The organism is Leisingera sp. ANG-Vp (assembly GCF_000813725.1).
In the GTDB taxonomy this organism is placed as follows: Bacteria; Pseudomonadota; Alphaproteobacteria; order Rhodobacterales; family Rhodobacteraceae; genus Leisingera.
The window spans coordinates 1-26,190 of record NZ_JWLD01000085.1 but is presented as its reverse complement, the minus strand read 5'-3'; the positions used below and the strand labels follow the sequence as shown (position 1 = coordinate 26,190).

The 26,190-nt window shown below is 63.8% G+C and carries 28 protein-coding genes; 21 read left to right on the top strand and 7 right to left on the bottom strand.

What is annotated here, in order from left to right:
- Nucleotides 1–3: 3 nt before the first annotated feature.
- Both RA20_RS22105 and ccoS read left to right on the top strand, forming a co-directional pair.
- On the top strand, nt 4–2,181 hold the full coding sequence (locus RA20_RS22105; RefSeq protein ID WP_039134018.1) for a heavy metal translocating P-type ATPase: 2,178 nt from the start codon (nt 4–6) through the stop codon (nt 2,179–2,181).
- A gap of 24 nt (nt 2,182–2,205) precedes the next feature.
- On the top strand, nt 2,206–2,364 hold the full coding sequence (gene ccoS, locus RA20_RS22100; RefSeq protein WP_039134015.1) for a cbb3-type cytochrome oxidase assembly protein CcoS: 159 nt from the start codon (nt 2,206–2,208) through the stop codon (nt 2,362–2,364).
- A gap of 246 nt (nt 2,365–2,610) precedes the next feature.
- Here ccoS and RA20_RS22095 read toward each other — a convergent pair whose 3' ends face one another.
- From RA20_RS22095 to RA20_RS22085, 3 genes are all read right to left on the bottom strand, one after another.
- Complete coding sequence (locus RA20_RS22095) at nt 2,611–4,239, bottom strand: D-alanyl-D-alanine carboxypeptidase family protein (RefSeq protein ID WP_039134012.1); 1,629 nt, start codon at nt 4,237–4,239, stop codon at nt 2,611–2,613.
- A gap of 261 nt (nt 4,240–4,500) precedes the next feature.
- Nucleotides 4,501–4,827 carry a hypothetical protein gene (locus tag RA20_RS22090; protein WP_039134009.1) on the bottom strand — a complete coding sequence of 109 codons (327 nt, stop codon included), beginning with the start codon at nt 4,825–4,827 and terminating at the stop codon, nt 4,501–4,503.
- Nucleotides 4,828–4,892: 65 nt separating this feature from the next.
- Nucleotides 4,893–5,606 carry an HAD family hydrolase gene (locus RA20_RS22085; RefSeq protein WP_039134004.1) on the bottom strand — a complete coding sequence of 238 codons (714 nt, stop codon included), beginning with the start codon at nt 5,604–5,606 and terminating at the stop codon, nt 4,893–4,895.
- A gap of 88 nt (nt 5,607–5,694) precedes the next feature.
- Here RA20_RS22085 and clpS point away from each other — a divergent pair, with 88 nt between their 5' ends.
- From clpS to RA20_RS22060, 5 genes are all read left to right on the top strand, one after another.
- On the top strand, nt 5,695–6,036 hold the full coding sequence (clpS, locus tag RA20_RS22080) for an ATP-dependent Clp protease adapter ClpS (RefSeq protein WP_039134002.1): 342 nt from the start codon (nt 5,695–5,697) through the stop codon (nt 6,034–6,036).
- Between the two features lie 12 nt (nt 6,037–6,048).
- Nucleotides 6,049–7,038: a class I SAM-dependent methyltransferase gene (locus RA20_RS22075; protein ID WP_039133999.1), complete on the top strand. Its 990-nt coding sequence runs from the start codon at nt 6,049–6,051 to the stop codon at nt 7,036–7,038.
- 84 nt (nt 7,039–7,122) lie between these two features.
- Nucleotides 7,123–7,929 carry an SDR family NAD(P)-dependent oxidoreductase gene (locus RA20_RS22070; protein WP_039133996.1) on the top strand — a complete coding sequence of 269 codons (807 nt, stop codon included), beginning with the start codon at nt 7,123–7,125 and terminating at the stop codon, nt 7,927–7,929.
- A 32-nt stretch (nt 7,930–7,961) separates the two neighbouring features.
- Nucleotides 7,962–8,855 carry an oxygen-dependent coproporphyrinogen oxidase gene (hemF, locus tag RA20_RS22065; RefSeq protein WP_039133993.1) on the top strand — a complete coding sequence of 298 codons (894 nt, stop codon included), beginning with the start codon at nt 7,962–7,964 and terminating at the stop codon, nt 8,853–8,855.
- 181 nt (nt 8,856–9,036) lie between these two features.
- Nucleotides 9,037–9,864 carry a glycoside hydrolase family 25 protein gene (locus RA20_RS22060; RefSeq protein WP_039133990.1) on the top strand — a complete coding sequence of 276 codons (828 nt, stop codon included), beginning with the start codon at nt 9,037–9,039 and terminating at the stop codon, nt 9,862–9,864.
- Between the two features lie 139 nt (nt 9,865–10,003).
- Here RA20_RS22060 and hemC read toward each other — a convergent pair whose 3' ends face one another.
- The gene (hemC, locus tag RA20_RS22055; protein WP_039133986.1) at nt 10,004–10,963 is read right to left on the bottom strand and encodes a hydroxymethylbilane synthase; all 960 of its coding nucleotides are present in this window, start codon (nt 10,961–10,963) and stop codon (nt 10,004–10,006) included.
- A 183-nt stretch (nt 10,964–11,146) separates the two neighbouring features.
- Between hemC and hemE the strand changes: the two genes are divergently transcribed.
- On the top strand, nt 11,147–12,181 hold the full coding sequence (gene hemE / locus RA20_RS22050; RefSeq protein ID WP_039134074.1) for a uroporphyrinogen decarboxylase: 1,035 nt from the start codon (nt 11,147–11,149) through the stop codon (nt 12,179–12,181).
- A 63-nt stretch (nt 12,182–12,244) separates the two neighbouring features.
- Nucleotides 12,245–12,412 carry a hypothetical protein gene (locus tag RA20_RS25910; protein ID WP_039133984.1) on the top strand — a complete coding sequence of 56 codons (168 nt, stop codon included), beginning with the start codon at nt 12,245–12,247 and terminating at the stop codon, nt 12,410–12,412.
- Nucleotides 12,413–12,414: 2 nt separating this feature from the next.
- Here the strand turns inward: RA20_RS25910 and RA20_RS22040 are convergent, their stop codons facing one another.
- A complete protein-coding gene (locus RA20_RS22040; protein WP_039133980.1) occupies nt 12,415–13,500 on the bottom strand; it encodes a CaiB/BaiF CoA transferase family protein in 1,086 nt (361 codons plus the stop codon).
- A 45-nt stretch (nt 13,501–13,545) separates the two neighbouring features.
- A complete protein-coding gene (locus tag RA20_RS22035) occupies nt 13,546–14,406 on the bottom strand; it encodes a helix-turn-helix domain-containing protein (RefSeq protein WP_039134071.1) in 861 nt (286 codons plus the stop codon).
- Between the two features lie 104 nt (nt 14,407–14,510).
- On the opposite strand from RA20_RS22035, the gene pobA reads away from it, so the two are divergent.
- Entirely contained in the window at nt 14,511–15,692 is a 1,182-nt protein-coding gene (gene pobA / locus RA20_RS22030) for a 4-hydroxybenzoate 3-monooxygenase (protein ID WP_039133977.1), read from the top strand.
- Nucleotides 15,693–15,980: 288 nt separating this feature from the next.
- On the opposite strand, the gene RA20_RS22025 is transcribed toward pobA, so the two are convergent.
- A complete protein-coding gene (locus tag RA20_RS22025) occupies nt 15,981–16,655 on the bottom strand; it encodes an NAD(P)-dependent oxidoreductase (RefSeq protein WP_039133975.1) in 675 nt (224 codons plus the stop codon).
- 211 nt (nt 16,656–16,866) lie between these two features.
- On the opposite strand from RA20_RS22025, the gene RA20_RS22020 reads away from it, so the two are divergent.
- From RA20_RS22020 to moaD, 11 genes are all read left to right on the top strand, one after another.
- Nucleotides 16,867–17,388 carry a CoxG family protein gene (locus RA20_RS22020; protein WP_039133973.1) on the top strand — a complete coding sequence of 174 codons (522 nt, stop codon included), beginning with the start codon at nt 16,867–16,869 and terminating at the stop codon, nt 17,386–17,388.
- 101 nt (nt 17,389–17,489) lie between these two features.
- Complete coding sequence (locus tag RA20_RS22015; protein WP_039133970.1) at nt 17,490–18,449, top strand: ABC transporter ATP-binding protein; 960 nt, start codon at nt 17,490–17,492, stop codon at nt 18,447–18,449.
- Nucleotides 18,446–19,207 carry an ABC transporter permease gene (locus RA20_RS22010; protein ID WP_039133967.1) on the top strand — a complete coding sequence of 254 codons (762 nt, stop codon included), beginning with the start codon at nt 18,446–18,448 and terminating at the stop codon, nt 19,205–19,207. Before RA20_RS22015 ends, RA20_RS22010 begins: the two co-directional genes overlap by 4 nt.
- A gap of 323 nt (nt 19,208–19,530) precedes the next feature.
- Nucleotides 19,531–20,328 carry a S49 family peptidase gene (locus tag RA20_RS22005; RefSeq protein ID WP_039134068.1) on the top strand — a complete coding sequence of 266 codons (798 nt, stop codon included), beginning with the start codon at nt 19,531–19,533 and terminating at the stop codon, nt 20,326–20,328.
- Nucleotides 20,309–20,503: a hypothetical protein gene (locus tag RA20_RS22000; protein ID WP_039133964.1), complete on the top strand. Its 195-nt coding sequence runs from the start codon at nt 20,309–20,311 to the stop codon at nt 20,501–20,503. The genes RA20_RS22005 and RA20_RS22000 overlap by 20 nt, the downstream gene beginning before the upstream one ends.
- Nucleotides 20,500–21,456 (top strand): calcium/sodium antiporter, encoded by a 957-nt coding sequence (locus RA20_RS21995; RefSeq protein ID WP_039133961.1) that lies wholly within the window; start codon nt 20,500–20,502, stop codon nt 21,454–21,456. The genes RA20_RS22000 and RA20_RS21995 overlap by 4 nt, the downstream gene beginning before the upstream one ends.
- Nucleotides 21,457–21,489: 33 nt before the next feature.
- Nucleotides 21,490–22,263 (top strand): SDR family oxidoreductase, encoded by a 774-nt coding sequence (locus RA20_RS21990; protein WP_039133958.1) that lies wholly within the window; start codon nt 21,490–21,492, stop codon nt 22,261–22,263.
- Nucleotides 22,264–22,562: 299 nt separating this feature from the next.
- The gene (gene uvrC / locus RA20_RS21985) at nt 22,563–24,455 is read left to right on the top strand and encodes an excinuclease ABC subunit UvrC (RefSeq protein ID WP_193748899.1); all 1,893 of its coding nucleotides are present in this window, start codon (nt 22,563–22,565) and stop codon (nt 24,453–24,455) included.
- A gap of 70 nt (nt 24,456–24,525) precedes the next feature.
- Nucleotides 24,526–25,137 (top strand): DUF922 domain-containing protein, encoded by a 612-nt coding sequence (locus RA20_RS21980; protein WP_039133953.1) that lies wholly within the window; start codon nt 24,526–24,528, stop codon nt 25,135–25,137.
- 138 nt (nt 25,138–25,275) lie between these two features.
- Nucleotides 25,276–25,947, top strand: a complete 672-nt coding sequence (gene pgsA / locus RA20_RS21975; protein ID WP_039133951.1) for a CDP-diacylglycerol--glycerol-3-phosphate 3-phosphatidyltransferase — start codon at nt 25,276–25,278, stop codon at nt 25,945–25,947.
- Nucleotides 25,947–26,190: molybdopterin converting factor subunit 1 (moaD, locus tag RA20_RS21970; RefSeq protein ID WP_039133948.1), on the top strand; the 244-nt coding region annotated here is incomplete at its 3' end. The genes pgsA and moaD, both read left to right, overlap by 1 nt.

Here is a 26,190-nt window from a genome sequence, read left to right as displayed (position 1 = left end):
CCGATGACTGCCCAGCTCCGCCCGTCTCTGGCTGCCTGCCCGGCCTGCGTCGCCGCCCCCGAAGGCGGCGTCGAGCAAGCGCCAACCGAGGCCCGGCTGGCGCTGTCCTTGCCGGGCATCCACTGCCAGGCCTGCATCTCGTCGGTGGAGCGCGAGCTGAACGCGCATCCCGGCATCCATTCGGCGCGGGTGAATCTGACGCTGAAACGCGCATTGATCGAAGCAGATCCCGAAGTGCGCGCCGCAGATCTGATCCCGGTGCTGGAGAAGGCAGGCTACGAGGCGCATGAGCTGGATCTGGCAGCGCTGGCCGCGACCCAGAACGACAAGGCTGGGCGTGACCTGCTGATGCGGCTGGCGGTAGCCGGCTTTGCCTCGATGAACGTGATGCTGTTGTCGGTGTCGGTTTGGTCCGGCGCCTCGGACGCGACCCGGGATATGTTCCATTGGATTTCGGCCGCGATCACCTTCCCGGCGATCATTTTTGCTGCGCAGCCGTTTTTTGCAAGTGCCTGGACGGCCTTGCGGATCGGACGGCTAAACATGGATGTGCCGATTGTGCTGGCGCTGGTGCTGGCGCTGGTGACGTCCCTGTGGGAAACCTCTCTGTCTGGCGAGCATGCCTATTTCGATGCGGCGCTGACGCTCACCTTCTTCCTGCTGGCAGGCCGCTACCTCGACTACCGCACCCGCGCCGTGGCACGCTCCGCGGCTGAGGAACTGGCGGCGCTGGAGGTGCCACGGGCGATCCGGCTGCTGGATGGCGATGAATACGAGGTGCCGGTGGCAGATCTGGCTATCGGCGATCTGATCCTGGTGCGTCCCGGCGGGCGGATGCCGGTGGATGGCGAGATCGTCGAGGGCCAGTCGGAACTGGACCGTTCGCTGCTGACCGGAGAAACCCTGCCTGTGTTCGCAGAACCCGGACTGGCAGTCTCCGCCGGCGAAGTGAACCTGACCGGCCCGCTGACCATCCGCGCCACGGCGGTGGGCGAGGACACCTCGCTGCACCGGATGGCCGATCTGGTGGCCATCGCTGAATCGGGCCGCTCCCGCTACACGTCGCTGGCCGACAGTGCGGCCAAGCTTTATGCGCCCGGCGTGCATATCCTGTCGGCTTTGGCCTTTGCAGGCTGGTATCTCTACACTTTCGACATCCGCATGGCGCTGAACATCGCGGCTGCGGTGCTGATCATCACCTGCCCCTGCGCCTTGGGTCTTGCGGTGCCCGCAGTGACCACCGCCGCCTCGGGGCGGCTGTTCAAGAAGGGCATGCTGATCAAACACGCGACCGCGCTGGAGCGGCTGGCGGAGGTGGACACGGTTGTCTTTGACAAGACGGGCACGCTGACGGCAGGCACGCCGGAGGTCACCAACCTCGGCGATCATGCCCGCGCGGAATTGGAGATTGCCCTGGCGCTGGCCGAGGGGTCCTCGCACCCGCTGTCCTTGGCTCTGACCCGGGCCGCACGGGAGGCCGGAGTTAAGCCTGCCAGTGTTCAGGATATCACCGAGGTGCCGGGCTATGGCGCTGAGGGCATCTTCCGCGGCAGCTGTGTGCGGCTGGGCCGTGCGGCCTGGGTCGGTGCCAAGCAAGGCAGCCAGACAGCAGCCTGGCTGGACAGCGGGGCAGGGGAGGCGAAAGCGTTCCTTTTCACTGATGCGCTGCGCCCTGGTGCCGCCGAGGCCGTCAAGGCACTGAAGGAGGCAGGCAAGGATGTGCTGCTGATCTCTGGTGACACCACCGGAGCGGTCGAGGGCCTGGCCGGGCGGCTGGGCATCGCCAAATGGGTGGCGGAAGCGCTGCCCGCGGATAAATCCGCCCGGGTGCAAATGCTGGGGGAACAGGGCAAGAAGGTGCTGATGGTGGGCGACGGTCTGAATGACACCGCGGCGCTGGCAGCGGCGCATGTCTCGGTCTCGCCCGCCTCGGCGCTGGATGCGGCGCGGGTGGCCTCGGATATCGTGCTTCTGGGTCAGGACCTTGGGCCCATTGCCGAGGCCTGCGGGGTCGCGCAGAAGGCCACCCGCCGCATCCGCGAGAATTTCCGCATTGCCACGCTTTACAACGTGATTGCGGTGCCGCTGGCGATTGCCGGACTGGCCACGCCCTTGATTGCAGCGCTGGCGATGTCTACCTCTTCCATAACCGTTTCCCTCAACGCGCTGCGCCTGCGCTGAACCTGATCTGCCGGACTTGAGCCCATGAGTGTTCTCACCTATCTGATCCCGATTTCGCTGATCCTTGGCTCGGTGGGGCTGGCTGCTTTTGTCTACACGGTGCGCAGCAACCAGTATGACGACCCTGAAGGCGACGCCCGCCGGATCCTCAGCGATGAATGGGACGACAAGCCCAAGCCCTGATTCGTCCTCCGGCCGCTGACAGCAAACAGTCTCTCCCGCCCCCGCAGGAGCCCTCGCGGGCGCCAGAGCCCCTTGGCGGCGTTGGGCGTGGCACCGCGCAAGGCGCGGTGCCACGCCCAACGGGCGGCGGTCTTTTCGCAGAAAAGGCCGGCGGCGGGCGGGAGAGGCCGCTTGGTTCTGTGGGAGGCGGCAAGAAAGAATGGCGCCCGGCTGAGGCGCCAATCCAGGTGTCCAGCGGTTGTTCGGTCAGGACGGCCCGATCGGCTTGCAGGCCACGTTGCGCGCATTCAGGCGGCGGCAGGCGCGTTCGGCGCGCTCCTGGGACATGCCAAGGAAATTCGCCTCGAACCCGCGCCGGGTCTTGGCCACTTTGCGCAAGGAGCCATCCAGCGTTTCCAGTTCGGAAAGAGCGGTGCGCAGCAGCACCTTCTCGGCCTGGTAGCGGCTGGTGTAGAGGCCGACGTTGATACCCCAGTAGCGGCCGCCCGAAGTGGACAGGCGGGTCACAACCACCGGCTCCGGTTCGGAAGCCGCGGCCGCCAGAGCCAGGCTGGCGGGGCGCGCAACCGGGCGCAGGGTATTGGCGGAGGCCTTTTGAACCGCGGGAAGAACGGAAGCCTGAACCGCTGCCGGGGCGGGCTCCGGCTCCGCTTCGGCTTCGGCCAAGGCAACGGCAATGCTGTTGCGCAGCGCATCGCCCTGCAGGGCGCCTTCGGCGCTGACGGCCTGGACGTTTTCGATCTGCTCTGCCGGCAGTTCAGGCTCCGCGGCCGCTTTCGCAGGGTCCGCCGGAGGCGTCTGCAAGGCTTCCTCAAGTGCCGCAACCAGAACCGGCTCTGTGCTGCTGCCTGGCCGTGCCTTCGGGCGCAGGCTGGTATTGACCTGGCCGCTTACCCGGATGGTCTTGCCGGCGGCTTCCTGGCTGCTGTCCTCTCCGGCGTCGGCAATCACCACGCCTGCCCCCTGGTAGGCGGGGCGCTGCGGGCGGCGCAGCTTGGCGCGGGTCGGCGCCCGGCGGAAGCCGAGGTCCAGCAGTTCCGCCACCTTGGCGTTGCGCGAGGTGGTGGATTTGCCGCCGAACACCGTGGCGATGATCCGTTCGTTGCCGCGTTTGGCCGAGGCCACCAGGTTGAAGCCCGCCGCGCGGGTGTAGCCGGTTTTGATGCCGTCGGCGCCGCGGTAATTGGCCAGCAGGCGGCGGTTGGTATTGGGCACTTCGCGGATGCCTGCATGGGTCGAACGGCGCGAGAACAGGTTGTAATACTCGGGATAATCATAAAGCAGATGCCGCCCCAGGGTGGTCATGTCGCGCGCCGTCGACAGATGTCCGCTGGCTGTCAGGCCATGGGCGTTCTTGAAGGTGGTGCGGCTCATCCCCAGCGCCTTGGCGGTGCGGTTCATGCGGCGGGCAAAGGCGGCCTCTGAACCCGACAGCGTTTCGCCGATGGCGGTGGCGGCGTCATTGGCGGACTTTACGGCTGCGGCACGGATCAAATAGCGGAAGGCAATCCGCTGGCCGGATTTCAGACCCAGTTTCGAGGGCGGCTCAGCCGCGGCGTTGCGGGAGATCCGGACCTTGGTGTCCAGGGTGATCTCGCCGTTCCGGACCGCTTCAAAGGCGATGTAAAGCGTCATCATCTTGGTCAGCGAGGCCGGGTGTAGCCGTGTGTCGGCATTGCGGGAGTGCAGCACCTCGCCGGTGCGGGAGTCGATCACCATCGCCGCATAAGGCGCAGCTGCCGCATGCTGCGGCGCCAGCCCCAGCATCAGAATCGCAAGGAAGAAACCCGCCGCGGCCCATGAGAAAAGGACCCTTGGAAGACGGGTACAGATATGCCGGTCTTGCGCCGGTCCGACCTGCGTGATCACTGCCATGTTTGCCTCATGCCGCCGGTTTTCCGGCTGACGTTTTTGCCTGTTGACGAAAGCCTAACACAGGGTTTCCGCGGAATAAACAGCGGTGAAAACGGCCGGATTGGCCTGCTGCCTTTATCAGGCCGGCATCTTGTAGGTGGATCTAGCTTGGCCGCTAGATGCGGCAAGTCCTAACAAATGGTTATCAAAAAAAGTTGCACTGCAGGCGTGCGGAATAAGCCTTTTACGGGTCTAAAGGGGCTGTCAGGCGGCCTGAAAAGGTTAAGGCGTGTGGGAATTGGTCACATAAAACGGCGTCGAGTAGCTGAGACCGAGGGAGAATTCGCAAGGCTGTTTCAGAAGCGCCTTGATGCGGGTCTCCAGGTCGCTCAGCAGTGCCTGGGAAAAGGCCGCGTCCCGGTGCGGCTTGGTCAGCAGCGCCACATTGATGGCGATATGGGTGTGGTGGAACTGAGCCGTGGGATAGGCCCGCCCTTTGCAGGCGCCGGCGCCGCTGTCGTGCTCCAGAATGATGGCTTCGATTCCGGCGAGGATCGCCCCCGCATCAATGTCCAGGTCGCTGGAGTACTTCAATTCGGCGTGCGGCATGTCCCGGGGCTCCCGATTGGTTTGGCAAAGGGATAGCGGCCCGGGACCGGGCCGTCCAGCACCGGTTAGCCCAGGCTCTTCACCAGTGCCGCCAGACCGCTCAGGTCTGCGATTTCTGTGTACCGCGGGCTGTGGTCCGGCGCTTCGGCGTGCTCTACTTCCCAGACCAGCCCGTGCGGCACATAAGTGCCCCAGCCGCCGGCCTCGATCACCGGCACAACGTCGGAACGCATGGAGTTGCCCACCATCATCGCCTTTTCCGGGCCGTCGCCGTGGCGGTTGAAGATATCGATGTACACGTCCGGCGTTTTCTCCGAGACCACCTCGACCCCGTCAAAAAGATCGCCAAGGCCCGATTGCGCCAGCTTGCGTTCCTGGTCCAGCAGGTCGCCCTTGGTGATCAGCACCACCTTGTAGCGCCCGGCCACCGCCTCCACCGCTTCGCGGGCGTGGGGCAGGAGCTCGATCGGGTAGGAGAGCATCATCTGGCCGGCAGTAATCAGCTCCTTGACCACTGAAGCCGGCACCCGTTCGCCGGTCACCTCGATCGCGGTTTCGATCATCGACAGGGTAAAGCCCTTCACCCCGTAGCCATAGCGCCCGAGGTTGCGTTTTTCGGCGTCCAGAAGCTGGCGTTCCAGCTGCTCGGGGCCGATGTCCGCGGGGGTGTGATCCATCAGCAATTCGGCGAATCTCTCCTGCGTGACGCGGAAGAAACGCTCGTTGTGCCAAAGGGTGTCGTCGGCATCAAAGCCGATTGTCGTCAAATTTCCTGTCAATCTGCGCGTCTCAGTCTCTTTTCCTAAACACTATAGAGGCTATATAAGCGTCACAGTTAATTCCACGTATCTTTGGATCAAACCGCCCATGCTGCTGCAGCCCGTAATGATGACGGATCATTCCGACGACGATACCGACGCCGGCGTCCTGACCAAGACGAAGCCGAAAACCAAGCGCCCGCCGCGCTACAAGGTGCTGCTCTTGAACGACGACTACACGCCGATGGAGTTTGTCGTGATGGTGCTGGAGCGGTTCTTTGGCATGACCCATGCGCAGGCGTTTGAGATCATGCTGACGGTGCACAAAAAGGGCGTTGCCGTGGTTGGCGTGTTCAGCCATGAGATCGCGGAGACCAAAGTGGGCCAGGTGATGGATTTCGCCCGCCGCCACCAGCATCCGCTGCAATGCACCATGGAAAAAGAAGAATAAAGAGGCTCTTAGATGTCCGTCCGCTTGTCACTGGCCGCCCAATCGGGCGGCTTTGCCGTTCCGGCTGAGGGCCGTATCGCCGTGTTCCACCCGCGCGCAGACCATGACCTGTCAGCGCTGCCCAAGGATCAGGTTCTGGTGATCCAGCCGTTCCGCCCGGATCACGATCATTTTGCCGCCATGGGCTATGCCTGTGTGCCTGCGCCGGAGGCGGACGGGGAGTTTGCCGCTGCCGTGGTGTTCCTGCCGCGGGCCAAGGCGCTGGCGCGGATGCTGGTGGCACAGGCCGCCGCCAGCACGCAAGGGCAGGTGCTGATCGACGGCGCCAAGACCGAGGGCGTTGATTCGGTTCTGAAGGCGCTGCGCCAGCGCTGCAAACCCTCGGCGCCGGTCTCCAAGGCGCATGGCAAGGTGTTCTGGATCGACGGCGGCACTGATCTGGCGGACTGGCTGCCGGGTGAAAATCAGCCGGTTGAGGGTTTCGTGACCGCTCCGGGTGTGTTCTCGGCAGACGGGATCGACCCGGCCTCCAGAATGCTGGCAGAGATGCTGCCGGCGAAACTGGGCCGCTGTGTTGCAGATCTGGGCGCGGGCTGGGGTTATCTGTCAGCGCAGGTGCTGCAGCGCGAGGGCGTTGAGGAGCTGCATCTGGCCGAGGCGGACTACCACGCGCTGGCGTGCGCGCGGCAGAACGTTGCGGATGCCCGGGCGCATTTCCACTGGGCCGATGCCCGCAGCTGGAAGGCGCCGGGGATGGTGAACACCGTGGTGATGAACCCGCCGTTCCACACGGGCCGCGCGGCAGAGCCGTCGCTGGGCCAGGCCTTCATCGGTGCGGCGGCGTCCATGCTGGCCGCGAATGGCAGCCTGTGGATGGTGGCCAACCGGCATCTGCCGTACGAGACCTTGCTGGCGGAGCGCTTTGCCCAGGTGCGCGAGGAGGGTGGCGACAACCGCTTCAAGATCCTGCATGCGGCCAGGCCCAAAAGGGCGCGCAAGTAACGGCGCATACCGTGGAATGCCGGTTTTCAAACCGGCAGGCGCGGTCTAACGTGCCAGAAAAACGCCCTCAGGGAGTGTCTGCACATGTCCTTTTCCATCTCCGGCAAGACTGCCATTGTGACCGGCTCTGCCAGCGGCATCGGCCTGGCCATTGGCAAGCAGTTTGCCGATGCCGGCGCCAATGTGATGTTCGCCGATGCCAGCGAGGCGCAGCTGGTGGCCGAGCTGGGCGAACAGGCCGAGGAAAGCAACATCCGCTATTTTGCGGGCGACCTGCGCGAGCGGCTGACGATTGCGAACCTCCTCTCCGCAACCATCGATGCCTTTGACGGCGTGGATATCCTGGTCAACGGCGCCCGCCAGATGGTAGCCACCGATCCGCTGGATCCAGGCGATGACACGCTGGACCAGCTGCTGACCCAGAGCCTGCTGCCCACTGTGCGCCTGTCGCAGCAAGTGGCCAAGCGGATGATCAAGCAAGGCGAGGAAGACGAGGACAGTGATGGCCCGCTGGGCAGCATCATCAATCTGTCGTCCATCGCCGCGCGCCGCACCCACCCGGAGCTGATGGCCTATTCCATTGCCTCTGCCGCGCTGGATCAGGCGACCCGTTCCCTTTCGGTGGCGCTGGCGCCGCACCGGATCCGGGTCAATTCGATTGCCTTTGGTTCGGTGATGAGCGCGTCGATGCAGGCCACCCTTAAGGACAACCGCAGCTATCGCCAGAACATCGAGGAGCATACGCCGTTGGGCCGGCTGGCCTCGCCGACCGAACTCACTGAGACGGCGCAGTACCTGGCCTCGGATGCCTCTGGCTTCATGACCGGCCAGGTGGTGACTCTGGACGGCGGCCGCACGCTGCTGGATCCGGTCTCTGCACCGGTCCACTGATTGGCCGGCCTAAGTAATTGGAAAGACTTCATATGACTGCTGAGATGAAAGCCGAAAAGGCTCAGGCTGCCGCCTGGTTCCGGGAATTGCGCGACCAGATCGTTGCCGCCTTTGAGGGGCTGGAGGACAGCCACAGCGAAGGCCCTTTCTCGGACATGGAGCCGGGCCGGTTTGAGGTGACGAAAACCAAGCGGACCTCGGACGATGGCTCGGATGCGGGCGGCGGGCTGATGAGCGTGATGCGCGGCGGCCGGGTGTTCGAGAAGGTCGGCGTCAATATCTCCGAGGTCTACGGCACCCTGGGCGAGCGGGCCCAGAATGCGATGGCCGCGCGCAAAGGCATTCCGGGGATGAAGGACGATCCGCGGTTCTGGGCCTCGGGCATTTCGCTGGTCGCCCATATGCGCAACCCGCATGTGCCTGCGGTCCACATGAACACGCGCATGTTCTGGACACCGCATGCCTGGTGGTTCGGCGGCGGTTCGGACCTGAACCCCTGCATCGAATACGATGAGGACACGGCGCATTTCCACGCCACCCAGAAGCAGCATCTGGACCCGCATGGGGAAGACCAGTATCCGCGGCTGAAGGAATGGGCAGATGAGTATTTTTACATCCCCCACCGCAAGCGTGCCCGCGGGGTGGGGGGCATCTTCATGGACGACCAGAACTCAGGCGATTGGGCGGCGGATTTTGCCCTGACCCAGGATATCGGCCGCGCCTTTCTGCCGGCCTATGTGCCGCTGGTCGAGAAACGCCGGGTGCAGGCGTTTGACGAAGCGGACAAGGACGCGCAGCTCATTCACCGCGGCCTCTATGCCGAATACAATCTGGTCTATGACCGCGGCACCAAGTTCGGGCTGGAGACAGGCCATGACGCCAACGCGGTGCTGATGAGCCTGCCGCCGCTGGCCAAATGGGTCTGATCCCTTGCCGTTTGAATGATCGGGAAACGCGCCGCCCCCAAGCGGCGCGTTTTTTCTTGCGGCGGATTTATGCTGATTTGCCGGCGCCGCCCGCGACATTGCGTCCGGCTGCGCTACAGTGAAGGGGAACAGGCAAAGAAAAGAGCAGCCATCACACAAAGCAAGGCAGGGGGCATTTCACATGCGCGGACTGGTTCTGGGGGTATTGGCATTGGCATTGGCATTGGCACTGGCTGCGGGATGCGGACGGCCGCCGGACAGAGCCGTGAGCGCCCCCGAAGTCACCCGGCTGGAGCCTGCCAATGCAAGAACCGCTTCGCTGCGGACCTATCCCCGCTTCGGCGACAGCGACCCGTTTGACTGGGAGGGCCGCAAACCCTGGTCTTACCCGGTGCACGGCATTGATGTTTCGCGTTACCAAGGCGAGGTGGACTGGCGCCAGGTGCGCCGCGCCGGCGTGGCTTTTGCCTATATCAAGGCAACCGAGGGCGGCGACCATACCGACCCGCGTTTCCGCGAGAACTGGCAAGGCGCCCGCAGCGCAGGCCTGCCGCGGGGCGCCTATCACTATTACTATTTCTGCCGCCCGGCAGCGGAACAGGCGCGATGGTTCATCAAACATGTGCCGCGCGATGCAAATGCGCTGCCGCCGGTGCTGGACATGGAATGGAACCACCGCTCGCGTACCTGCAAGCTGCGCCCCGATGGCGCCACGGTCAGAGCCGAAGCACGCAAGTTCCTGAACATCCTGGAGCGCCACTACGGCAAACGCCCGGTGATTTATACGACTGTGGATTTCTACCGCGACACCGGCATCGGCCGGCTCAGCGGCACCGAGTTCTGGCTGCGCTCAGTGGCAGGCCATCCGCGCGAAGTTTACCCGGGCAAAAGCTGGAGCCTGTGGCAATATACTGGCACTGGCCAGGTGCCGGGCGTGGAAGGCGATGTGGACCTCAACACCTTCCGCGGCAGCCCGGACAGCTGGCTGAGGTGGTCCGGGCAGATCTGACGCGTTCCGGGCGCAGACCGGGCAGGGGGCTTTGCCCCCTCGCGCCCTGGGCGCTCACCCCCAGGGTATTTTAGACCAGAAAGAAGCAGGTTTCTGTGTCTGGCAGGCAATGTCCCGGAGCGCGGGGCAGAGCCTCGCTTCACGTTTTCCAGTCGAAGAAGCCCTTGCCCGCTTTGTTCAGAAGTTTTGCTGCCATCTCCCGGCCGAGCTCTGCGCCGTCTTCCACCGGGCAGCTTTGATCATCGCTGATCGCTTCCGAACCATCCGGGCGCAGCACCTCGCCGCGCAGGCGCAGGGTGGCGCCGTCCAGTTCGGCAAGACCCGCAATCGGGGTTTCGCAGGAGCCGTCGAGCGCGGCCAAGAAGGCGCGTTCCGCGGCCAGGCGCCGGCCCGTCTCATGATCGTGGATCGCAGCCAGCATTTCGCCTGCGCGGCTGTCATCTGCGCGGCGCTCGATGCCGATCGCGCCCTGGGCCACTGCGGGCAGCATGTCGCTGGTCTCGATCGCAGTGGCCGGCACATCATCCATTGCCAGCCGGTTCAAGCCCGCCATCGCCAGGAAGGTGCATTCCGCCACGCCCTCGGAGAGCTTGCGCAGGCGGGTCTGAACATTGCCGCGGAACTCAACCACATTCAGGTCCGGGCGGCGGTTCAGAAGCTGGGCCCGGCGGCGCAGCGAGGAGGTGCCGACCACGGCGCCTTCGGCCAGATCATGCAGCGATGCCAGCGACGGCGAGATAAACGCATCGCGCACATCCTCGCGCGGCAGGTATGTGTCCAGCGCCAGCCCCTCCGGCTGCAGCACCGGCATGTCCTTCATCGAATGCACCGCGATGTCGATGGCTCCCGACAGCAGGTCCTCTTCGATCTCCTTGGTGAACAGCCCCTTGCCGCCCAGCTCCTTCAGCGGCTTGTCCGCCGCGATCAGCGCCTGATTGTCGCCGGTGGTCTTGATCACCACGATCTCGAACGCCTCTTGCGGCAGATCGAAAGCGGCAGCCAGGCGGCCGCGGGTCTCATAAGCCTGGGCCAGCGCCAGCGGCGATCCGCGGGTGCCGATTTTCAGGGGCGAAGCGGGGGAGGGCAGGGTCAGTGTCATGGAAGAAGCCTTAAATCAGTTTGCGCCCCGGTGGAAACCGGTTTTTGCCTTTCTCATGCGCCAGTTTCCTGGGCTTTGATCTGGAGCAAAGCGCGGAGGCACCGGGCGCGGCACATCGCCCCTGCTCTTGACATTCGGGCCCGCAGGCCTGACCTCAGGAGCCGAGCGACAAAGAGGATGATCATGGCCGGACAAAAGAAGCTGCTGCGCGCATTGGCGGGTGAGAAACAGGATGTGCCGCCGATCTGGATGATGCGCCAGGCGGGCCGCTATCTGCCGGAATACCGCGCAACCCGCGCCCAGGCCGGGGATTTCCTGTCGCTGTGCTATAACTCCGAACTGGCTGCCGAAGTGACGCTGCAGCCGATCCGCCGCTATGGGTTCGATGCGGCAATTCTGTTTGCCGACATCCTGCTGATCCCGCAGGCGCTGGGGGCAGACCTGTGGTTTGTGACCGGCGAAGGCCCGCGGCTGTCGACCATCACCTCGGATGCCGATTTTGCCAAGCTGGGCCCGGCCTCCGACATCCATGAAACGCTGAACCCGATCTATGAAACCGTGCGCATCCTGTCGCGCGAGCTGCCCCAGGAAACTGCGCTGATCGGTTTCGCCGGCGCTCCCTGGACCGTCGCGACCTATATGATCGCAGGCCGCGGCACTCCGGACCAGGGGCCGGCCCATGCCCTGCGCGAGGAAAACACAGCGCTGTTCGAGGCGCTGCTGGCGCGGATCACCGAAGCGACCATCGATTACCTGTCCAAACAGATCGAAGCGGGCGCCGAAGCGGTGAAGATCTTTGACAGCTGGGCGGGCTCGCTGAAGGGCGAAGCGTTCCAAAAGTATGCGTTGGAGCCCTGCCGCCAGATCACCGCGGCCTTGAAAGAGCGGCATCCGGATATTCCCGTGATCGGTTTTCCGCGCGAGGCAGGCGAGAAATATGTGGGCTTTGCCAAAGCCACCGGCGTCGACTGCGTGGCGCTGGACAACTCCGTCGATCCAAGCTGGGCCGCCGCCAATATCCAGGTGGACGGCTGCGTGCAGGGCAACCTTGCCTCGCGCCATATGGTGACCGGCGGCCAGGAACTGGTGGATGACACCCGCCGCATTGTCGAGGCGTTCCGGAACGGTGCGCATATCTTCAACTTGGGCCATGGCATCACACCCGACGCCGACCCCGGCAATGTGCAGCTGATGATCGATACGGTCCGGAACGGCTGATCTTGTGTTAGCTTCAAAGATGCGGCAATAGCCGCGTCTTTGGGCACAGCCAGAGGGCTTACGATGGACTACAGCAGAATGGGCGGCGTCAAGCCGGGCCAGAACAAGCCGCGCCACGCGGAGCACAATGCCAAAGGCACCAAGAAGAACCCCTTTGGCAAGCAGCAGGATAAGGCCGCGCTGCTGAAGCGGATGAAGGCGGCGGCGGACAAGACCAAGACCGAAGACTGACCCTACGTCCGGTCCAGCTCGGCCAGGATTTCTTTGGTGTGCTGGCCGCGCTGCGGGATATGCGGCGGTGTCCATTCCGTTTGGTTTGAAAACCGCGGGGCGGGGGCAGCCTGCAGCACGCCTGCATCTTCAACCCAGGTGCCGCGGCTGTTCATCGGGTGCGCCAGGGCCTCCTCGGGGTTCAGCACCGGCGCCACGCAGGCATCGCTTCCCTCGAACAGTGCGGACCAGTGATCGCGCGGCTGGCTGGCGAAGATTCCGGCGAGGCGGCCGGTCAGTGCAGGCCACAGCGCCTTGTTGAACTGCTGCTGAAAATCAGGGTCCTCCGCCAGACCCAGCTTTTCCAGAAACAGCGCATAGAATTTCGGTTCCAGGCACTGCACCGAGACAAAGCCGCCGTCCGAGCAGGCATAGGTGCGGCTCCAGTGCGGGCCGTCGAGCAGGTTTGCGCCGCGTTCCACGCCGAAGTTCCCGGCCTGCCGGATGCTCATCAGCAGGTTCATCATATGGGCGGAACCGTCATAGATCGCTGCATCGACCACACAGCCTTTGCCAGTAGTTCGCGCTTTGAGAATGCCTGCCAGCATCCCCGCCACCAGATACATTGCGCCGCCGCCAATGTCGCCGACCAGCGTTGCGGGTGTCAGCGGCGCGTCGCCAGGGCTGGACGCATACCACAACGCACCTGACAGCGAGATGTAATTGAGGTCATGCCCGGCCGTATGGGCCAGCGGGCTGTCCTGTCCCCAGCCTGTCATCCGGCCATAGACGAGGCCCGGGTTCACCGCATGGCATTGGTCCGGCCCGAGGCCCAGCCGCTCCATCACGCCGGGGCGGAAGCCCTCGATCAGGCCTTGTGCGGTTCCGGCAAGTTTCAGGAAAGTCTCCGCATCGGCGGGGTCTTTCAGGTCCAGCGTGATCGAACGCTTGCCGCGGTCCAGAAGCGAGTTTTCCGGCATTCCCGGTGTACGCCCGGTGTACGGCCGGTGCACGCAGATCACCTCCGCCCCGAGGTCGGCCAATGTCATCGCGGCAAAGGGGCCGGGGCCCAGGCCTTCGACCTCCAGAATGCGGATCTCCTGCAGCATTGACCTCTCCTAAGTGCGCCGTGACTGAAGTCAGTCTGCGGCGGCTCAGGGGCTTCCGGCAAGCTTCTGGCGGAATTTCCGTGGCGGCATTCCGGTGCCCTTGGCAAAGACACGGCTGAAATGGGCCGGATCGTTGAAGCCGAGTTCATAAGCGATCTGGGCGGCAGTCAGATTGGTGTAGATCAGCAATCTGCGGGCCTCCCGCAGCATGCGGGCAGTGACCAGGCCAGAGGCCGGCTGGCCGGTGGCCTGATGTGTAATCCGGTTCAGGTGGGTGGCGGAAACCGCCAGCTCGGAGGCGTAATCCGCCAGCGGGCGGCGCAGGCGGAAGTCGCGCTCGACCAGTGCCTCAAAGCGCGCAAAAAGCGGGCCGCCGCCGCTGCGGGGCTGCGCGCCGCGCGGCTCGGCAATGGCCCGTGCGGCCAGTGCCGTGGCCGCCAGCGCCAGCCCGCGCAGCAATTGGGCCCTGCCAAACTCGCGGCGGCTGTACTCGGAAAAGAGCTGTTGGGCCAGATCCTGCAGCCCGGCAGGCAGCGGCAGCACGGCAGGCTGGTCCAGCAGCGCCCGGACCCCTTCGCCCGCGGTCAGGTTCTGGTCCAGCAGGTCCGAGGCCAGGGTGATCACCCAGCCGCCGGTGCCGCTGTCGAAACGGAAGCCATGCACCACGCTGCGCGGCACATTGACCAGGCAGGGTGGCGCCAGAGGATGGGTGAAACCGTCAATTTCTGCCGCGCCGCCTCCGCCTGACAGAACCAGGATTTGATGCAGCCGCGCGTGCCGGTGCGGCCGCAATTCCCAGTCATGCAGCTCGGATCGTGCCCGGATTGTCTCCACATGCAGCACGTCGGCCAGTTCGGCGGTCTCGCCGAACAGATTGTAGCTGTCAATGCGGGGCGCGGCTTTCATGTATGAAAAGTACAAGAAATGGCACGCTTGGTCCATTCGCAAAAGGGGCTGGGCCGCGCATTATTCCGGGTGCACGCAGATTTTGAACGGACAGGGGAACGCGCATGCCCTCGCATCAGACACAAGTCGTCATCATCGGCGGCGGCCCTTCCGGGCTGCTGCTGTCGCAGCTTTTGCACCGCAAGGGCATCAGTTCGATCGTGCTGGAGAAGCACTCCCGTGCGCATGTTCTGGGACGGATCCGGGCCGGTGTGCTGGAGCATGGGTTCGTCAATCTGATGCGCGAGGCGGGCTGCGGCGCGCGGATGGACCGCGAAGGCGAGATTCACGAGGGTTTTCATATTGCTCATCAGGGGCAGCTGGACCGGATCGACCTGGCGGGGAGCACCGGCGGGGAAACGGTGATGGTTTACGGCCAGACCGAAGTGACCCGCGACCTCTATGAAGCGCGCGATGCGATGGGCGGGGTTGTGATCCACGGCGCGCAAAACGTGCAGCCGCAGGCGCTGACCGAAGCGCGCCCTTTCGTGACCTGGGACCAGGACGGCAAGGCGCAGCGGGCCGACTGTGACTTTATCGTTGGCGCTGACGGGTTTCACGGGGTCAGCCGCAAATCGATTCCCGCGGATGTTCTGAAGGAATATGAGAAGGTCTATCCCTTCGGCTGGCTGGGCGTTCTGTCGGAAACGCCGCCGGTCTCGGACGAGCTGATCTATGCCCTCCACGAGCGCGGCTTTGCCCTGTGCTCGCTGCGCAGCCGGGTGCTGAGCCGATATTACATTCAGGTGCCCCTGACCGACCGGGTGGAGGATTGGAGCGATGCGGCCTTCTGGGATGAGCTGAAACGCCGCCTGCCGGATGAGGTGGCGGCAGGCTTGCAGACTGGGCCGTCTGTTGAGAAATCCATCGCGCCCTTGCGCAGCTTTGTGGCGGAACCGATGCGCTACGGCAATCTGTTCCTGGCCGGGGATGCCGCCCATATTGTGCCGCCGACCGGTGCCAAGGGGCTGAACCTGGCGGCGTCGGATATCCACTACCTCTATCACGGCCTGCTGGACCACTACCTGAACGGCGACAGCTCCGGGCTGAACAGCTATTCGGAAAAGGCCCTGGCCCGGGTCTGGAAGGCGGAGCGGTTCAGCTGGTGGATGACCAATCTGCTGCACCGCGCGCCGGAGGGCAGTGAAACGGATCTGCGGCTGCAGCGGGCGGATCTCGACTATTTGTTCTCTTCGGAAGCGGCGCAGGCGTCATTGGCGGAGAACTATGTGGGGCTGCCCTATTGACCCGGTTGATCAGGCGGCCGGACTGGGGCGATGCAGATGCGCCGCAAGATGGCGGCGTGGCGGAATAGGCTGCTCCAAGCTGAAGCCGCCTTCTAACGGAAAGGGCGGGCTCCCGCGCTTTTTCCAGGCATCAAAGATGCCCGGCAAAGCCTTGGGCCTGGCGCCGCGCGGTGCGCGGCGCGGGTGCGGAGCCGGATGGGAGCGGCCAGCGAAGCCTCCCCGGCGGGCAGCCGCAGGTTGCAGCGCGCAAAGCGCGTTGCCAGGCCCAACGCCGCCGCAGGCCCGGCGTCAGCCGGCCGCCATGGCGGGGGCGGGAGTGCCCCAGGCGACTGTCAGCCGCCTGTTGGTGCTGCGCGGGTTTTCAGCCAGGTCCAGCAGCGCGGCGCCGAAATCTGCAAAGGAAATCTGTGAAACTCCGCCAGTGTCCGCCAGCAGCGTATCCGTGCCGAACTGGTATTGGCCGGTCAGCGGACCCTCTGTCAGCAGTGCGGGCGGGCGCAGGCAGGTCCACTGCACTCCGGCTTCCTGCTCCAGCATGGCGTCCTGCGCGGCGCAGGCCTCTGCAATCAGGCGCGAGCCTTCGGGAAGGAAGCCTGGCGCGCTGAGAACAGTGTGGCCGCTGCCGTCCGGCAGCTTCAGCAAGGCCGCGCCGCCAGTGACAAGGGCGGGAATGCCGGCGTTGCGTGCCGCCTGCACAGCCGTGCGTGTCAAAGGGACCAGATCGGTTTCACGGCCTGCGGGCGGGCGCAGGGCGCTGATGACCAGATCGTGGTTCTCAGCTGCCCGGACAGCGGCTTGCGGGCTGTGCAGCAAATCCAGCGGCAGCGGGGTTGCCAGCGGGCTGATTGCCGCAAGCGCCGACGGGTTGCGCGAGACTGCAGTGACTTGATGGCCCCGCTGGGTTGCAGCCTGTACGGCGGCGCTGCCAACATCGCCGGTTGCGCCGAAAATTATGATCTTCATTGTGTGTCTCCGTGTTTGTCTTGATATCGAGATATTGTGCGCATGTCTCGATATCAAGATAAATTCTTCGATCCTGACGCAACGGCAATGGCATCCGCTCGCCTGTCTGAACAATTGGGGTTGGGGGTGCCGGCCGATGCGGGCTTGGCAGCGCGCGGCATGGCAGCTAGGTCTGGGAACAACCGGACCAGAGAGACAGGGAGGCTCCGACATGCAGATGAGCGACCAGAAGGAGATCGCCGCCGATCCCGCAACCGTCTATGCCGCACTGCTGACACCGGATGTGCTGAAGGCCTGCGTGCCAGGTGCGCAGGAGGTGGCGGGCACGCCTGAGACAGGGTTTGAGGCCACTGTCACCCAAAAGGTCGGCCCGGTAAAAGCCACGTTCAAGGGCCAGGTTACGTTGTCGGATTTGGCCGAGAACGAAAAGCTGACCATTTCCGGCGAGGGCAAGGGCGGTGCCGCAGGTTTTGCCAAGGGCGGTGCCATAGTGACTCTGGCGCCATCGGAAACCGGCACGCTGCTGTCCTACGAGGTCGAGGCCAAGGTCGGCGGCAAGCTGGCGCAGCTGGGCAGCCGGATCATTGATGGCTTTGCCAAGAAAATGGCGGATCAGTTCTTTGCCAACCTGCAGGCGCATCTGGCGCCGGAAGACGAGGCGGGTGAAGAAGGCGATGCCTCTCAGGACGGTGAAAAGAAGGGCTGGTTCAGCAAGGTGACCGGCCGCGGCTGAGGCCCTGCGCTGGTGCACAGGCGCGTCTGCACGGCAGGGGCTGGCAGATGCGGCAAACCGCCGCTAGGTTGGCCGGGAATTGAGAATTGCCCGGAGGCACCATGGCGGCCATCCTGTCCATCCGCGACCTGCGGAAAATCTATGACGGCGGTTTCGAGGCGCTGAAAGGCGTCTCGCTTGATATCGAAGAAGGCGAAATCCTGGCTTTGCTCGGGCCCAATGGCGCGGGAAAGACCACTCTGATTTCAACCATTTGCGGCATCACGACGGCCTCGTCCGGCAGCGTCAGTGTTGGCGGGTTCGACAACGTCACCGAATTCCGGGCGGCGCGCTCGCTGATCGGTCTGGTGCCGCAGGAGATCACCCTGGAGCCCTTTGCCAAAGTGCATGACACCGTCAGCTTTTCCCGCGGGCTGTTCGGCAAACCGGCCGACCCGGCGCGGATCGAGGAAGTGCTGCGCAAGCTGTCGCTTTGGGACAAGCGGGACGCCAAGATCATGGAGCTGTCGGGCGGCATGAAGCGGCGGGTGCTGATTGCCAAGGCGCTGGCGCATGATCCGCGCATCCTGTTCCTGGATGAGCCTACCGCGGGCGTCGATGTGGAGCTGCGCAAGGACATGTGGGAGATCGTGGCAGAGCTGAAAGCCAGCGGCGTCACCATCATCCTCACCACCCACTACATCGAAGAGGCGGAGGCGATTGCCGACCGGGTCGGGGTGATCACGGGAGGCGAGCTTTTGCTGGTCGAGAAGAAAGAGCAGCTGATGGCCCGGATGGGGCAGAAGCAGCTTGAGGTGCAGCTGACCGCGCCGGTGTCCGAAATCCCCGCAGCGCTGTCGCAGCACAATCTGCAGCTGGTCAACGGCGGTGATGCCCTGCTTTACACCTATGACACCCGGGCCGAACGGACCGGGATCACCACGCTTCTGAATGATGTGGCGCAGGCCGGGCTGGTGCTGGCGGACGTGCAAACGCGGGAATCCAGCCTGGAGGATATCTTTGTCGGCCTGGTGTCGCAGGGGGCGGCTTCCGACGGCGCGGTTTCGGGAGATGCGGCATGAACTGGACAGCGGTAGCCACCATCTACAGGGCGGAAATGGCGCGGTTCTGGCGAACCTTCATGCAAAGCTTCATCTCGCCGGTACTGTCGACCTCGCTTTATTTCGTGGTCTTCGGCAGCGCCATCGGCAGCCGGATCCAAGAGGTCGACGGGGTTGAATACGGCGCCTTCATCGTGCCGGGGCTGATCATGCTGTCGGTGATCACTCAGAGCATTTCAAACGCGTCCTTTGGCATCTATTTCCCGAAATTCATCGGCAACATCTACGAGATCCTCTCGGCGCCGATCAATTTCCTAGAGGTGGTTGCGGGATTTGTGGGGGCCGCGGCCACCAAGTCGCTGTTCATCGGGGTGGTGATCCTGGCCACGGCCTCGCTGTTTGTGGATCTGTCGATCCAGCATCCGATTGCGATGGTGGCGTTTCTGGTTTTGACCTGTCTCAGCTTTTCGCTGATGGGGTTCATCATCGGGATCTGGGCGGGGAATTTCGAGCAGCTTCAGCTGGTGCCCCTGCTGGTGGTGACGCCGTTGGTGTTCCTGGGCGGGTCGTTCTATTCCATTTCGATGCTGCCGCCGGTCTGGCAGGCGGTCACCCTGTTCAACCCGGTGGTCTATCTGGTGTCGGGCTTCCGCTGGGCGTTCTTCGGCCAGGCGGACGTGCCGGTGCTGCTGAGCCTCTGCGCCATTGGCGGATTTACCCTGGCCTGCATAGGCGTGATCTGGTGGATCTTCAAAACCGGCTGGCGGATCCGGGCCTGAAACGGGCCGCAACGCGCAGGGTGGGGGCTCCCGCCCGCTCCGGACGCCCGCAGGGCGTCCTTCCCGGTTGGGCTTGGCACGCTCCGCGTGCCGGATGGTGCGCACAGAGTTTCAGGGATGCGCCCCGCCGCGCCTGAGCGCGGCGCCGGGCCCAACGGGAAGGCGGCAGCTGCAAGCTGCTGTCCTGACGGGCGGGAGTGGCTTGGCTTGCGGCGGGTGCCGGCGTTGCAAATTTGCCCGCGGCTGTGCGGTTTTTGCATTTCGCGGCATTTCCGCCGGGCGCGCACCTTGTTTCACTGCGGGCGGCCCTCTACATCGGCGCCATGAGATTTCGCCTGCCTTTCCTGAAAAGACAGCCGCTGGTGGCGGTGGTCCGCCTCAACGGCGCCATTGGCATGCCGGGCCGCGGCTCGATGAGCGATGCCGCCCTGACGCCGGTGCTGGAGCGCGCCTTTCGCAAGGGCAAACCCGCCGCGGTGGCGCTGGAGATCAATTCGCCCGGCGGCTCACCGGTGCAAAGCTCGCTGATCGGCGCCCGTATCCGCCGCCTGGCGGAAGAGCTGAACATCCCCGTCTACGCCTTCGTCGAAGATGTGGCCGCTTCGGGCGGCTACTGGCTGGCGGCCGCCGCGGATGAAATCTGGGCCGATGCCAGCTCGGTGCTGGGCTCGGTCGGGGTGATCTCGGCCGGTTTCGGCGCCCATGTGCTGCTGGCCCGCCAGGGCGTCGAGCGCCGGGTCTATACCGCGGGGGAGAGCAAATCGATGCTGGACCCGTTCCGCCCGGAAAACCCCGAGGATGTGCAGCGCCTCAAGGTGATCCTGAACGACATCCACGCCAATTTCATCGACCATGTTACCGAACGCCGCGGCCCCAAGCTGAAATCGGACGAGAACCTGTTCACCGGTGAGATCTGGCTGGCGCGCCGGGCGGTGGAGCTGGGGCTGATCGACGGCATTGGCCACCTGAAGCCCAAAATGCAGGAGCTTTTCGGCGAGAAGGTCCGCTTCCGCCGCTACGGCCTCAAGAAGCCGCTGCTCAGCCGCTTTGGCATGCGCATTGCCCAGGATGCCCTGGCCGGAATTGAGGAGCGCGCGGAGTATGCGCGTTTCGGGCTCTGACGTGCTGTTCAAGATCGTTGCAATCTTCCTGGTGGTGATGGCGGTGCTGGCGATGTTCGGCAAGCTGCGCTTTCCCGGCCAGAAACATCTCAATTCCAAGCGCTGCCCGTCCTGCGGCCGCTTCAAGATCGGCAAGGGCCCCTGCGGCTGCCAAAAAGGAGGGCGTGGCAAATGATGCCATGGCTGTATTCGGCCCTGGGGCTGGTGATCCTGCTGCTGGCAGGCGACGCGCTGGTCCGCGGTGCTGTGAACCTCAGCCTGCGGCTGGGGGTGCCTGCGCTGATCGTCAGCCTGACCATCGTCGCCTTCGGCACCTCGGCACCGGAGCTGCTGATCGCCATCAGCGCCGTGCATGAGGGGGCGGACGGCATCGCGCTGGGCAATGTGGTCGGCTCCAACACTGCCAATATCCTGCTGGTGCTCGGTATCCCCGCCCTGATGAGGGCGCTTCACACCAGCGAATGCAGCACCCGCAAGAACTATATGTTCATGCTGGGCGCCTCTTTCCTGTTCATCGGCCTCGCATTTTGCGGCACCTTCACCATCTTGTCCGGTCTGATCCTGCTGGCGGCGCTGTCGGGTGTGCTGGGCGTGGCCTTCTACGAGGCGCGGGTCCACCGCCGCAACGGCAAGGATTGCGCCTGCGAGGACGACCTGGAAGAGATTGAGGAAGCCGACCCTGACATGCCTTACTGGCGGGTCTGCACCTATCTGCTTCTGGGCTTGATCGGTCTGCCGCTGGGCGCGGATCTGCTGGTCGACAACGCCACCATCATTGCCCGCATGTACGGCATCAGCGAAACCGTGATCGGCCTGACCCTGGTCGCGGTCGGCACCTCGCTGCCTGAGCTTGCCACTACGGTGATGGCGGCGCTGCGCCGCCAGGCGGATGTGGCGCTGGGCAATGTGATCGGCTCCAACATGTTCAACCTGCTGGCCATCATCGGCATCGCCACCTTTGTCGGTCCGATCAGCGTCGATCCGGAATTTCTGGAGTTCGACCTGTGGGTGATGCTGGCGGCCTCGCTTCTGCTGATCCCCTTTGTCTTCTTCAAGCAGGATATCACCCGCATCTGGGGCGTCATACTCAGCGCGCTCTATCTGGCGTATATGGCTGTCCTGTTCTAACACATCTCTTGCAATAGCTGCAGGAGGGTTCAGATGCGGGCACTGGTTACCGGAGCAGGCAGGCGGCTGGGCCGTGCTATGGCACTGGAGCTGGCGGAGCAGGGCTACAGCGTTGCGGTGCATTTCGCCTCCTCTGCGGACGGAGCGGAAGAGACCGCCGGCGCAGTCCGCAAGCTGGGCTGCCAGGCGGAAGTGCTGCAGGCCGACTTGCTGGAGGAGGCCCAGTCCCAAGCACTGCTGCCGCGTGCGGCCAAGGCGCTGGGCGGGCCCATCACCTGCCTGATCAACAATGCCTCAGTGTTTGAGCATGACCGGCTGGAGACTGCGACGCGGGACAGCTGGGACCGGCATCTGAACAGCAACCTGCGGGCGCCTTTCCTGCTGCTGCAGGCGATGGCCGCTCAGGATGTACCGCAGCCTGAGGAGGGCGGTGAGCCCTCTGCCTGGGGGCTGGCCGTCAATATGATCGACCAGCGGGTGCGCAAGCTGACGCCCGAGTTCATGACCTATACTCTGGCGAAGTCCGCGCTCTGGACGCTGACGCAAACCGCTGCCCAGTCGCTGGCGCCGCAGATCCGGGTCAATGCCATCGGCCCGGGGCCGACCCTGCCGGGGCGGCGGCAAAGCGAGGAACAGTTTTCCCGCCAGCGCAAGGCGACAATCCTGCAGCGCGGCGCGGACACGGAAGACATCACCGCAGCGCTTGGCTACCTGCTGCATGCCAAGGCGGTAACCGGCCAGATGATCTGTGTCGACGGCGGCCAGCACCTGGGCTGGCAGACCCCGGATACCGACGGGCTGGAGTGACGCAAACCGGTGCAAAACCGTCCCATACCCGGCAAGTTGTGCACCGGTTCACATGCCGTCACGGAAGCGTTACAAAAGTGCCTTTGTTTTCAAAACCTTGACAGGGCCATGGAAAAGTTTTGTTTGAAAGCAACACCTTAATAAACTGCCTAAAAATTAGGCATTCGCCCAAAATGGCCATGAAATAAGGAAAAAGGCGGGATAGCCCAAAGATATCTCCGTAGTTATCCACAGTTTGCGTGGATTTTCCCGCTCTTGATCCGGACAGGCAAACATTGCAGCCGAAGGCGGGGAATCATATGTCTGGGCGCATGAACGATCAGCCTTCCGACACCTCTCAGGATTCGTCCCCCCGTACCGGGTATGCCGTGATCCAGGACTATGTGAAAACGCTCGACAGCTCGCCGGGTGTTTACCGGATGCTGGATGCGGACAGCCGGGTGCTTTATGTCGGCAAGGCGCGCAATCTGAAGGCGCGGGTGTCGAATTACACCCGCCCGGGCAATAGCCCGCGGATCGAGCGGATGATCGCGCTTACTGCCTCGATGATGTTCCTGACCACGCGGACCGAAACCGAGGCGCTGCTCTTGGAGCAGAACCTGATCAAGCAGCTGAAGCCCAAGTACAATGTGCTGCTGCGCGATGACAAAAGCTTCCCGAATATTCTGGTCGCCAAGGACCATGCCTTCCCGCAGATCAAGAAGCACCGCGGCGCTCGCAAACAGAAGGGCAGCTACTTCGGTCCTTTCGCAAGTGCAGGCGCGGTGAACCGGACGCTCAATCAGCTGCAAAAGGCGTTCCTGCTGCGCAATTGCTCGGATTCGATGTTCGAGACCCGTACGCGCCCCTGCCTGCAGTATCAGATCAAACGCTGCACAGCGCCCTGCACCGGACTGATCAGCGAGGAGGATTACGCCGCCAGCGTGCGCGACGCCGAACGCTTTCTGTCGGGCCGTTCCACCAAGGTGCAGGAGGAGCTGGCGGAACAGATGATGGCCGCCTCGGAGGAGATGGAGTTTGAACGCGCCGCCGCCCTGCGCGACCGGATCAAGGCGCTGACCCAGGTGCAGTCGAGCCAGGGTATCAATCCCCGCGGCGTGGCGGAAGCGGATGTGGTCGGCCTGCATCTTGAGTCCGGCCAGGCCTGCGTGCAGGTCTTCTTCATCCGCGCCAATCAGAACTGGGGCAATCAGGACTTCTACCCTAGGGTGGATGCCGATATGAGCCCGGCGGAGATCATGGAGGCCTTCCTGGGCCAGTTTTACAGCAACAAGGAGCCGCCGCGGCAGCTGATCCTGTCAGACGCAATTGAAAACGCTGACCTGATGGAACAGGCACTCAGTGAAAAGGCTGATCGCAAGGTGGAGCTGCTGGTGCCCCAGCGCGGCGAGAAGACCGAGTTGGTGGCCTTTGCCGTGCGCAATGCCCGCGAAAGCCTGGCCCGCCGCATGGCCGAAAGCGCGACCCAGACGAAACTGTTGCGGGGGCTGGCTGAAGCCTTCAGTCTGGACGGCCCGCCGCAGCGGATCGAGGTCTACGACAACTCCCACATTCAAGGCACCAATGCGGTGGGGGGCATGATCGTGATGGGGCCGGACGGTTTCATGAAAAACGCCTACCGCAAGTTCAACATCAAGGGTGATGATCTGGTGCCGGGCGATGACTTCGGGATGATGAAAGAGGTGCTGAACCGCCGCTTCTCGCGCTTGCTGAAGGAGGACCCGGACCGGGAAAAGGGGCTGTGGCCGGACCTTCTGCTGATCGACGGCGGGGCCGGGCAGGTCTCCGCCGTGGCAGAGATCATGGAAGAGCACGGGGTGCAGGACATTCCCATGGTGGGCGTGGCCAAGGGGGTCGACCGGGACCACGGCAAGGAAGAGTTCTACCGCCCCGGTGCAAATGTCTTTGCCCTGCAGCGCAATGACCCGGTGCTCTACTTCATTCAGCGGATGCGGGACGAGGCGCACCGGTTTGCCATCGGCACCCACCGCGCCAAACGCGCCAAGGCGCTGAGCGCGACACCGCTGGATGAGGTGCCCGGCGTCGGCGCCTCGCGCAAGCGCGCGCTGCTGGCCCATTTCGGCAGCGCCAAGGCGGTAAGCCGGGCCAACCTCGCTGACCTCAAGGCGGTGGAGGGGATCTCGGAAGCCCTGGCCGAGCGGATTTACGACCACTTCCACGCGCAAGGATAGGCCGGAAATTTTGGGGTAGGCGGCGATCGTGCTACGATTTGCGGGCAGCCATTTACTGCCCGGAGGAATTATGCCCGTATCCCTGACCGTAAAGACCGTTGTCTACGACACCTATTCCGTGTCGGGAAAGACGCTGCCCGACATCGCCAAGAGCATCAAAAGCAAGGGGCCGAAAGACCCCAATGACAACAAGAAAGTCGCCTTTCTGACCACCACCGAATTGGAATGCCTGACTGCCAAAGGGAAATACGCGGCAGACGGCAAACCCAGGATCGACAAGAAGACCGGCTGGTTCGAGATGACCGCCAAGGTCTCGGCGCTGAAGCTGGTTCTGCATCCATCCGTCCGCTGCCCGAAACGCTCTGTCAGCGGGCTGTCGCCCCGGGCATTGATCGAGTGGTACCGCTTTTATGCCTGCTGCCTGGCCCATGAGGCGCAGCATGTGGATAAGGCCAAAAAGGAATGCGAGAAGATTGCCAAGGAGCTGAACAAGCTGAAGGGCAAGGGGCTGGCGGATACCGAAGCGGAGGCCTTGAAGCTGGCCAAGGAAGACCTGGTTCGGGTGATCCACAACCATATTTTCCTGGACCGGGACCGGCTGAACGAGGTGCACCGGAAATTCGACCATTCCAGCCATCACGGCGAAAGGTACGGGGCGCTGCTGGACACCTCCATCGCCTGAAGACCGGCTTTCTGAGCGGCGGGGCGGATCACGAAGGCGCGATCCGGGTTTGCGGTATTTTCACGCGCCCGGCAGCAGAGGGCTGAAATTTGCGCGGGGCCGCTTTCCACTTTCGAAACAGCCGGATAATGTGCCCGCATGAAATGGACCCTGCCAAATATCCTCACCCTGCTGCGGCTGGTGGCTGCGCCCGGCCTCGCGGTGATGTTCCTCTACTTCTCGCGGCCCTATGCGGACTGGTTTGCGCTGCTCTTGTTCATCAGCGCCGCAGTCACCGACTGGTTCGACGGCTACCTGGCGCGGGCCTGGGGGCAGGAGACCAAGATGGGCGCGATGCTGGACCCGATTGCCGACAAGGCGATGGTGGTGATCGCGCTGATGATCCTGGTCGGCTATGCGGCTGAGCACTGGACCCCCTGGCTGGTGCTGCCCGCCACGGTGATCCTGTTCCGCGAAGTCTTTGTCTCGGGCCTGCGCGAATATCTTGGCGATACCGCCGGCACGCTGAAGGTGACCAAGCTTGCCAAGTGGAAAACCACGGCCCAGATGATCGCCATTGCCACGCTGTTCTCGCAGGGGATTTTCGAGCACCACGCAGTGATGTCCTCATTGGGCATGGATGAGCTTCTGCGCCAGCAAATTCTAGAAGGGTTGGTAAGCGATGAAGTAGGCCTGAGGTGGAAAGTTGCTGCTATCAGCTGGTCCGGGCTTCTTGGGCTCATCCTGCTGTGGATTGCAGCTGCGCTGACCGTGATCACTGGTATCGACTATATGCGCAAGGCGATGCCGCATCTGAAGGAGGCGCACTGATGGATATTCTCTATTTTGCCTGGGTGCGCGAGCGCATCGGCCTGCCGCGTGAGCGGGTTGAGACCTCAGCCGCAACAGTGAATGATCTGATCGAGGAACTGCGGGCACGTGAAGAGCGCTATGCCGCGGCCTTTGCCGATCTGACGGCGCTGCGGGTGGCGCTGGACCAGGATCTTGCCGATTTCGACGCCTCCCTGGAAGGGGTGCGGGAAGTGGCCTTTTTCCCGCCGATGACCGGGGGCT

Coding starts and splice junctions, on each gene's coding strand:
- RA20_RS22090 (WP_039134009.1), bottom strand. CDS start 4,827: ATGCCGCACGCCGAATTGAAGTACTCCAGCGACCTGGACATTGATGCG.
- RA20_RS21980 (WP_039133953.1), top strand. CDS start 24,526: ATGCCCGTATCCCTGACCGTAAAGACCGTTGTCTACGACACCTATTCC.
- RA20_RS22000 (WP_039133964.1), top strand. CDS start 20,309: ATGCGCGTTTCGGGCTCTGACGTGCTGTTCAAGATCGTTGCAATCTTC.
- uvrC (WP_193748899.1), top strand. CDS start 22,563: ATGTCTGGGCGCATGAACGATCAGCCTTCCGACACCTCTCAGGATTCG.
- RA20_RS22040 (WP_039133980.1), bottom strand. CDS start 13,500: ATGCTGCAGGAGATCCGCATTCTGGAGGTCGAAGGCCTGGGCCCCGGC.
- hemC (WP_039133986.1), bottom strand. CDS start 10,963: ATGACACTGACCCTGCCCTCCCCCGCTTCGCCCCTGAAAATCGGCACC.
- RA20_RS22010 (WP_039133967.1), top strand. CDS start 18,446: ATGAACTGGACAGCGGTAGCCACCATCTACAGGGCGGAAATGGCGCGG.
- RA20_RS22025 (WP_039133975.1), bottom strand. CDS start 16,655: ATGAAGATCATAATTTTCGGCGCAACCGGCGATGTTGGCAGCGCCGCC.
- RA20_RS21990 (WP_039133958.1), top strand. CDS start 21,490: ATGCGGGCACTGGTTACCGGAGCAGGCAGGCGGCTGGGCCGTGCTATG.
- RA20_RS21995 (WP_039133961.1), top strand. CDS start 20,500: ATGATGCCATGGCTGTATTCGGCCCTGGGGCTGGTGATCCTGCTGCTG.
- pgsA (WP_039133951.1), top strand. CDS start 25,276: ATGAAATGGACCCTGCCAAATATCCTCACCCTGCTGCGGCTGGTGGCT.
- pobA (WP_039133977.1), top strand. CDS start 14,511: ATGCCCTCGCATCAGACACAAGTCGTCATCATCGGCGGCGGCCCTTCC.
- RA20_RS22015 (WP_039133970.1), top strand. CDS start 17,490: ATGGCGGCCATCCTGTCCATCCGCGACCTGCGGAAAATCTATGACGGC.
- RA20_RS22075 (WP_039133999.1), top strand. CDS start 6,049: ATGTCCGTCCGCTTGTCACTGGCCGCCCAATCGGGCGGCTTTGCCGTT.
- RA20_RS22035 (WP_039134071.1), bottom strand. CDS start 14,406: ATGAAAGCCGCGCCCCGCATTGACAGCTACAATCTGTTCGGCGAGACC.
- hemE (WP_039134074.1), top strand. CDS start 11,147: ATGGCCGGACAAAAGAAGCTGCTGCGCGCATTGGCGGGTGAGAAACAG.
- hemF (WP_039133993.1), top strand. CDS start 7,962: ATGACTGCTGAGATGAAAGCCGAAAAGGCTCAGGCTGCCGCCTGGTTC.
- RA20_RS22095 (WP_039134012.1), bottom strand. CDS start 4,239: ATGGCAGTGATCACGCAGGTCGGACCGGCGCAAGACCGGCATATCTGT.
- RA20_RS22070 (WP_039133996.1), top strand. CDS start 7,123: ATGTCCTTTTCCATCTCCGGCAAGACTGCCATTGTGACCGGCTCTGCC.
- RA20_RS22105 (WP_039134018.1), top strand. CDS start 4: ATGACTGCCCAGCTCCGCCCGTCTCTGGCTGCCTGCCCGGCCTGCGTC.
- RA20_RS25910 (WP_039133984.1), top strand. CDS start 12,245: ATGGACTACAGCAGAATGGGCGGCGTCAAGCCGGGCCAGAACAAGCCG.
- clpS (WP_039134002.1), top strand. CDS start 5,695: ATGCTGCTGCAGCCCGTAATGATGACGGATCATTCCGACGACGATACC.
- ccoS (WP_039134015.1), top strand. CDS start 2,206: ATGAGTGTTCTCACCTATCTGATCCCGATTTCGCTGATCCTTGGCTCG.
- RA20_RS22005 (WP_039134068.1), top strand. CDS start 19,531: ATGAGATTTCGCCTGCCTTTCCTGAAAAGACAGCCGCTGGTGGCGGTG.
- RA20_RS22020 (WP_039133973.1), top strand. CDS start 16,867: ATGCAGATGAGCGACCAGAAGGAGATCGCCGCCGATCCCGCAACCGTC.
- RA20_RS22060 (WP_039133990.1), top strand. CDS start 9,037: ATGCGCGGACTGGTTCTGGGGGTATTGGCATTGGCATTGGCATTGGCA.